The organism is Synechococcus sp. BA-120 BA3 (assembly GCF_034931285.1).
In the GTDB taxonomy this organism is placed as follows: domain Bacteria; phylum Cyanobacteriota; class Cyanobacteriia; order PCC-6307; family Cyanobiaceae; genus Cyanobium.
The window spans coordinates 1-7546 of sequence record NZ_JAYGHZ010000317.1; the positions used below are offsets into that span (position 1 = coordinate 1).

The following is a 7546-nucleotide window of genomic DNA, read 5'->3' on the forward strand; positions in this document are numbered from 1 at the left end:
CCCAATGGACTGATGAGCAAGACCAACCGGCGCCGGCTACGGCGTCAACAAGCCGGGGCTACAGCCTCACAGGGTGGGCCAGATTTCATGTCGCCGGAGGACCAATTCCGGATGTCGCTTGACACCACAGAACTGGCCCGCACCTGGGGGCGGCAGGCGCAGGGGAAGATCACAACGTGGCGCCAGGTGAACCTCGACTGGCCCGAGCGGCCCCTGCGCCTGTGCTCACCGGGGAGTGACTCCGGCACGTTCGATTATTTCAATGAGGCGATCAACGGCGACAAGGCCAACGCCCGCACCGACGTGGAGAGCAGTGAAGACGACAACGTGCTGGTCCGCTGCGTCGCGACGGATCCGAACGCCATGGCCTATTTCGGTTTCGCCTATTACCAGGCCAATGCGGATCGACTCCAGGCCCTGCCAATTGTTGGGCGCGAAGGCATCCCGGTGGCTCCATCACTGCAGACCGTGCAGAACGGCAGCTATCAGCCACTGTCGCGGCCGCTGTTTGTCTATGTGAACGACAAGCAGATGCGCTCCAATGATGCCATCCGCAGTTTCGTGAGCTTCACCGTTGGCAATGGCCTGCGTCTTGTTGCCGAAGCGGGCTACATCCCACTGCCGGCTGACACCTACCGGATCGTGGAAGCGAAGCTCTACCGCCATATCCTCGGCACATCTTTCGGCGGCGACCTACCGGTGGGTCTGACCATTAGCGAGGCGTTGCGCCGCAGCTTCGATAACACCCGCAAGCCGGAATTCCGCTGAGCCTCATGACTGTGACTGCGTCGTCGAAGTGAGTGGTGCGGCGCAGAGCGCCTGCAGCGGCCTCTCGCACGCTGGACAAGCGCTCTGCGCGCGAGTTCACCCCGCTGGGCTGAGCTGCCGCGGCGGCGGCGGCAGCCTGGTGCTCACCGCGAAGGCCAGCGCCACCAGCAGCGCCGAACTCCACAAGCAGGCCTGCAGGCCGCCCACCAGGAACAGGGCGCCAGAGAGCACCGTGCCCAACAATCGGCCGGCGGCGTTGGCCATGTAGTAGAAGCCCACATTGAGGCTCACATCCTCGGCCTCTGTGTAGGCGAGGATCATGTAGCTGTGGATCGAGGAATTCATGGCGAACACCACGCCAAAAGCCGCCAGGCCCACCACCACGGCCACGCCGGGATGGGCCACCTCGCGCCACAGGGTGATGGCGATCAGGGCCGGAATCGCGGTAAGCAGGGAACTCCAGAACTCGACAGCCGCTACACCGGGCGGGGCGCTTTGTCCGCAGCTGCGGCGCAGTGCCGGGGCGGCAGCCTGCACGATCCCGTAGCCGATCACCCACAGGCCCATGAAGCCGCCCACCTCCCAGAAGCGCCAGCCGAGGGCCTGCTGCAGAAACACCGGCAGCGCCACCACGAACCAGACGTCGCGGGCACCGAACAGGAAGAAGCGCGCCAGCGACAGCACATTGATGCCGCGGGATTTGGAAAACAGGGCCGTGAATGTGGGCTTGGCTTTCATCCGGCCGATCTCCGCCGGCAGCACCAGGGTGACCAGGAAGGCCAGGAACAGGCCTGCCGCCATCGCCCCCACCGCAGCGTTGAAGCCGATGGTGGTAAGCAGCACCCCCCCCAGGAAAAAGCCCACGCCCTTGAGGGCGTTCTTGGAGCCGGTGAGGATCGCCACCCACTTGAACAGCTGACTCTCACCCCTGCTGTGATCGTCTGGGGTTTCGGGCACCACGGTTTTGATGGCGCTTTTGGCGCTCATCTTGTTGAGATCCTTGGCGATGCCGCTGATGGCCTGGGCCACCATCACGTAGGCCACGCTCCACCACTTCGGCCAGCTATCGGCCACGGGGATCAGCATCAGCAGGGCCGCCACCTGCATCAACGTTCCGCACCAGAGGGTGAGCCGCAGCCCGAAGCGGGCTCCCAGCCAGCCGCCATAGAGATTGGTGATGATCCCGAAGAACTCGTAGAAGAGGAACAGGAAGGCGATCTCCAGGGTGGAGTAGCCCAGCTCGTGGAAATGGAACACCACAAGCATGCGCAGGGCGCCGTCGGTGAGGGTGAAGGCCCAGTAGTTGGCCGTCACGATCGCGTATTGCTGCAGGGCAGAGAGCGCCTGGCGCGGTTGGTTCATGGCTTCAATGGGGGCGGGTCATTGGTTGCTGCGCATTGACTCGCCTCAGCGCGCATCCATCAGCGCCACATGGCACACCAGATCGGCCATGCGGCAGCTGTAGCCCCACTCGTTGTCGTACCAGGCGTACACCTTGAGCTGGGTGTCGTTCACCACCATCGTCGAGGTGGCGTCGACGATGGCGCTGCGGTTGTCGTTCACATAGTCGACTGACACCAGCGGCCGGGTTTCGAAGCCGAGGAAGCCGTGCAGGGGGCCATTCGCCGCCGCCTCGAAGGCGCCGTTCACCTCCTCCACCGTGGCGCTCTTCTCGAGCTCGAACACCGCATCGGTGAGCGAGGCGTTGAGCAGGGGCACGCGCACGGCATGGCCGTTGAGCTTGCCCTGCAGTTCCGGGAAGATCAGGCCAATCGCCTTGGCGGAGCCGGTGGTGGTGGGGATCAGGCTCTGCAGGCAGGAGCGGGAGCGGCGCAGATCGCTCTTGAAGGCATCCACCACCACCTGGGTGTTGGTCACGTCATGCAGGGTGGTGATCGAGCCATGGCGGATGTCAAGCGACATCCGGAATGTCGTTCACCCCGGCGTGGTGACGAACCCAGTGGCAGGTCATCCAGCCATTGGGGCTGCGGCTGGGTACCAGCACCTCTTCATTGAGTGTTCAGCTGTACTGGTACCGATGGTCTGTCCCATCTGTGCCATTGCGTACCTCCTGTCCAGACGGATGAACCGACCCGTTGCAGCGAGGGTCTGGTGTGTCGGATGGGCCATCACTGCCCATCCGGTTGTGTTCTCCGGGGGGCAGCCTGGAGGGCGTCGTGAGCTGAAAATCAGGTACGGACGGGGCACGACTCAGCGGTTAACCAGAGGACCTGGCCCACCCTCCGCGTAGGACATGCTTGCCATGATCTCCGATCTGATGCTGCCAGAGACCTCCGTCAACGGAGGCTCAGCAGTGGGACTCTCGCCGATTCTGGTCTGTCTGGCCATTCTTTTCATCAAGCGGATTCCAGGCGCCTGAGGGTTGGGTCACAGCGGTACTGCCTCAGGATGAGGAATGGATTGCTCCCGCCAGCGCTCAATTCATTGTTGTTGTTGGCGGCAAGGATGCGGCCAGTAGCGCAGCCTGCGTGCGATCACGCAACCCCAGGTGGCTCAGCAGATTCGTCACATGATTCTTGACCGTTCCCTCGGAAAGAAACAGCGCTCGGGCGATCTCGCGGTTGCTGGCTCCCTGGCCAATCAGAGCCAGTACCTCGCGCTCTCGGGGCGTCAATTTGTCGACACCAGTCGGCACATCCTTCAGGGCTGGAGGTAGCTGGTGCTTCAGCATCTTCTGCAGAAGTCCCGGACCGAATTGTGAAAAGCCCCGATGTACGGAGCGTATGGCCTGAGCGACGTCCTCCGATGGTGTGTCTTTGAGCAGATAGCCAGCGGCACCTGCCTGCACAGCCTGCCGCACCAATTCATCATCCTCAAAGGTTGTCAGCACCAGCACCTTGATGCTGGGGAACTGCCGCATCAGCTCACGGGTTGCCGCAACTCCGTCCATCACAGGCATGCGGATGTCCATCAGGACGACATCGACGCTGTTGGGGGTCGTCATCAGACGCTGCGCGGCGGCCACGGCTTCACGGCCATGGATGGCCTCACCAACGATGTCCATATCCTCCTGCAGCGAGAGAAGCGCCTTGAGGCCCTGACGCATGATCGATTGATCATCCACCAGCAGAATGTGAATCATGCCGCCTCCCTGCCGAGGGGAAACCAGACGCTCAGCGTGCAGCCTTCACCGGGAGCCGTGATCAGGCGCATCTGCCCCCCCTCCGCCGCTGCCCGTTCCCTGATGCCCCGCAGGCCAAAGCCGGTGCTGTTGTGATGTGGATGGAAGCCGACGCCATTGTCCTGAATGGTGATCGCCAGCTGTGATGGCTCCGATGAGGCCTGGATGGCGATCTTCACATCATCAGCCCGCGCATATTTACTGATGTTCGTGAGACCCTCCTGCACGATGCGGTACACCGTAAGGTTCACCGATTCGGGCAGGGGGGGACAGTCCACCGTAACGCTCGGGAGGACGCCGGTCGTCTCTGCAAATCGCCTGCTGAGAAGGGCGATCTCGCTGCTCAGATCCTTCGGTGATTCATCAGTCTCGCGCAGTGTTGCCACAGCCTGCCGTGCCTCCATGAGGGCAGATGATCCCATCGTCTTGGCCTGAGTGACAAAGTTCCGCGCCTGTTCGGGATCGGCATCCCAGAGTTTCAGAGCTCCCTCCAGCTGAATATTCAACCCGCTCAGCGCATGGCCCAGGGAATCATGAATGTCTCGCGATATACGGCTTCGCTCTCGACTCATGGCCAGGATCTCGATCTGGGACGCGGATTCCTTGAGCTTCTGGTTGGCCTCCTTTAACTCCTCACTCCGGTGCCGTTCCGCGATCAGGGCATTCATCAACATGAGTAGAAACACCAGCACCAGCGCAAACATGACCACGAGATTGAGCCTGATTCCACTGAGTTGGGACAACATGATCTCATTGACGCGGGGTGGCAATAGCCTGTCCAGCGACTGGAGCTGAGACAGCACCATGATCAGATAGGCGATAAATGTCCCACTGGTGATCAATAGGCGCCCCAGCAGATGAAACATCAGGGTGCTTCGCAGCACAAGCACGATTTGAAGTAACGGAAATAGCCGCAGGCCCACGGTGCTCCATCGGGCGGCGAGAAGAATCAAGGCCACCTGTAGGACGAAGTGGGCTATCTTCACTCCTTGCGGCCTGAGTGGCAGCCACATCCCCATCACCCCGAACAACAGAACAATCGCCTGTGCGGCAGCTGGGAACCCCTCACTTCTGCGCAACAGGGTGGGGGAAGACTCACTCCACAACGCGATGGCCAGCAGGGCCCATTCCGACAGCAGCAGAAAGGGGAAGGGATGGGAACCCAAACGAATCGCACGAATCGACACCATGGGATGGGATATGGACAGGGCTGCTCCAGCCAAACCTAGGGACGCACGGATGGCCCATGACCAAAGTCATGGACAGATCATGACCTTCGACGCTTTGCATAGCCATGGCCTCAGCGTAGGGTTCATTTGTTTCCGCACCCTGCTGATTGGCAGGCATCACGATGAAACGCTCGCTTCAGCATGCACTGATTGGGCTGGCAGCCACAGCCACTCTTGTCGTGGCTCCATGTGTCATCCCCTCGGCGAGGGCCGAAAGCGCTCCACTGCTCGAGACACTCGACTTGACCTCAGCACAGCAGACACAGGTCAGGAAGCTACGCGAGGATCTACGACGAAGTCTCGCTGACATCCTGACAAACGAACAATATGCTCAATTTCAAAAGGCCTTCAAGGCTTCGAGCCACATCCCTACTGCGATGGCAACGGTCGATAATCTATCATTCCGGCAGAAAATCAGGGTGCGTTCAGCTCTGAAAGAGTTTGAACGGGAACTCAGTACAGTTCTTTCCAAAGAGCAGTTGGCGGAGTTGCGATCGTCGCGGGATACGACTCGCCAGAAACCCCGCTAGATCCAGCCAAGACTCCTAACGGGAATCGGGCCTGACGATCACTTGCTGTGAATGCCTGTTGTCCCCCGCCTCTCTTCCTTGGTGCGGACGACAAACCATGCAAAACAAACCTGGAGAACAGCCATGAGTGTCACATCTTCCATTGACGTCAGACAAGCCCAGCGTGTGGAGCGATTTCTGCAGCTGGTGAACTGGGTGGGTCATCGCCTGGGGAGTGATGGCCCGCCGCTTGTGGACATGCCTGCCTTGCGTTCATTGCCAGCGGGAACCCTGGGTCATGCCTGGGCTCAGCATCTTGATGACACCGGTCTTGAGCCCTTCGGCAAAGGGTCGCGCCGCCTGCAGCTCCATGATGGCCTGCACGTGCTCACGGGCTATGGCACGGATCCCATAGGAGAAGCCGAAGTGCAGGCGTTTCTGATGGGAGCTAAATTTCGCGCCCTCCATGGTCTGCTGCTGCTGGGTTTGGTGCGGATGATCAATCGCCAGCGGCGATCCAGGAGGATTCTTTTGACTGTGGCTGAGGTGCGATCGCGGCTCCTGAATGCCTATGGCAGGGGACGCGACTCTGACTTTGACCCGGATACCTGGCAGCCTGAGAACCAATGGCAGGATTCGCTCGCCGATGCTCAGGCTGCTCTGGGGATCCGTTGCGCATCTGAGAAGGTTGTGTCCCACTCTCTGACGCCATGAGCATGTACCCGAAGCGTCAGCACAGGCATCGCATCCGGATGCCTTCTCCCCTGGTTGTCACCCGCCTGGTCTGCATTGCGGCCTTGAGCGGTGCGGTACTGCTTGCCTCCGACTCCGATGCATCTACCGGTGGCCAACCATTCCAGGCTGCACCTGAGGGCGCCTGTCTGCCATCCGTTCCGGCTCAGCCTCGCACCACGACTGATGACACACTGCGATCGCTTTTTGCCGCTTTCAGGTGGCTGTCAGGCCTCACGGCCCGCGATGGCAAGCCGAGCGAACTGGAGACTCGCTATCACCCACGTCACATCCAATCTCCCAGCTGAGGGGCGTGGATTGGGCTCGGGGGTTGCGGCACCGCAGCAGCGTGCCATGGGTTGAGCGATGGATGGGGGCACGACCCACTGAACTCAGGGCAGCCCCCCCGGATTCACGGCCACCCAGGGTTCACGACGGAGGACGAAAGGTCTCTCCCGTCGTACGCGGTTGTTGGCCAATCCCTGAGAAATCAATCGGGGCGACAGGATTCGAACCTGCGACCTAGTGCTCCCAAAGCACCCGCGCTACCAAGCTGCGCCACGCCCCGATTTTTTAACCCTAGTCGACCACCCGGCGACAACCCCTGCGGTGACAGCACGGCAAAGCAGGGCAGGCCCTGGCAAGGGGCCATGGCCTCAGGGGGTTGGGCCACGGCGGAACCCGTGGTAACCCCAGCGCCAGAGCAGGCCCAGGCCCAGCACCACCAGCCCGCTGCGCCAGGCCTCCGCCGGCACTTGGAAGGCCAGCATCAGGCAGCTGATCAGCCCCAGCCAGGCGAGAACGACCGGAAAGCGTCGCTGGTGGGGCTCGAGTCGCAGCACGCAGAGGTTGGTGATGGCGTAATAGCCGAGCACCGTGAAGGCGCTGAAGCCCCAGGTGAGCTCCAGCCGGCCGCTGAGGCTGAGCAGGGCAGCCAGGCCCCCGCTCAGCAGCACGGCCGTCCTGGGGCTGGTGCCGGCGGCGTCGAGGGTCGCCAGGCCCGTGGGCATGTCGCCGCGTCGGCCCATCGCCAGCCACACCCGTGAGAGCCCCAGGATCAGGTTGAGCAGCACCCCCGCCAGGGCGAGGCTGGCCCCCAGCGCCACGATCCAGCTGCCCCAGGGCCAGCCCGCCTCCAGCAGCAGCCGGGCCAGGGGGGGCGTCGG

General features: G+C 62.0%; 6 protein-coding genes, 1 tRNA gene and 1 pseudogene. 2 read left to right on the forward strand and 6 right to left on the reverse strand.

Annotated features, from left to right (window positions below):
* The coding region (locus tag VB737_RS13100; RefSeq protein WP_500313588.1) for a substrate-binding domain-containing protein at positions 1 to 768 on the forward strand (768 nt) is incomplete at its 5' end.
* A 96-nt stretch (positions 769 to 864) separates the two neighbouring features.
* Here the strand turns inward: VB737_RS13100 and arsJ are convergent.
* The 4 genes and pseudogenes from arsJ to VB737_RS13120 form a co-directional block, all read right to left on the reverse strand.
* Complete coding sequence (gene arsJ / locus VB737_RS13105; protein ID WP_500313589.1) at positions 865 to 2130, reverse strand: organoarsenical effux MFS transporter ArsJ; 1266 nt, start codon at positions 2128 to 2130, stop codon at positions 865 to 867.
* Positions 2131 to 2175: 45 nt separating this feature from the next.
* Positions 2176 to 2679, reverse strand: a pseudogene (locus VB737_RS13110) (type I glyceraldehyde-3-phosphate dehydrogenase); the annotation flags it as partial.
* A gap of 526 nt (positions 2680 to 3205) precedes the next feature.
* A complete protein-coding gene (locus tag VB737_RS13115; protein WP_500313591.1) occupies positions 3206 to 3871 on the reverse strand; it encodes a response regulator transcription factor in 666 nt (221 codons plus the stop codon).
* Positions 3868 to 5100, reverse strand: a complete 1233-nt coding sequence (locus tag VB737_RS13120; RefSeq protein ID WP_500313593.1) for a sensor histidine kinase — start codon at positions 5098 to 5100, stop codon at positions 3868 to 3870. The genes VB737_RS13115 and VB737_RS13120 overlap by 4 nt, the downstream gene beginning before the upstream one ends.
* A 692-nt stretch (positions 5101 to 5792) precedes the next feature.
* Here VB737_RS13120 and VB737_RS13125 point away from each other — a divergent pair.
* On the forward strand, positions 5793 to 6362 hold the full coding sequence (locus tag VB737_RS13125) for a hypothetical protein (RefSeq protein WP_500313595.1): 570 nt from the start codon (positions 5793 to 5795) through the stop codon (positions 6360 to 6362).
* A gap of 512 nt (positions 6363 to 6874) precedes the next feature.
* Here VB737_RS13125 and VB737_RS13130 read toward each other — a convergent pair.
* A tRNA-Pro gene (locus VB737_RS13130) sits at positions 6875 to 6948 on the reverse strand.
* Between the two features lie 88 nt (positions 6949 to 7036).
* A partial coding sequence (locus VB737_RS13135) for a hypothetical protein (RefSeq protein WP_500313597.1) occupies positions 7037 to 7546 on the reverse strand: 510 nt, incomplete at its 5' end.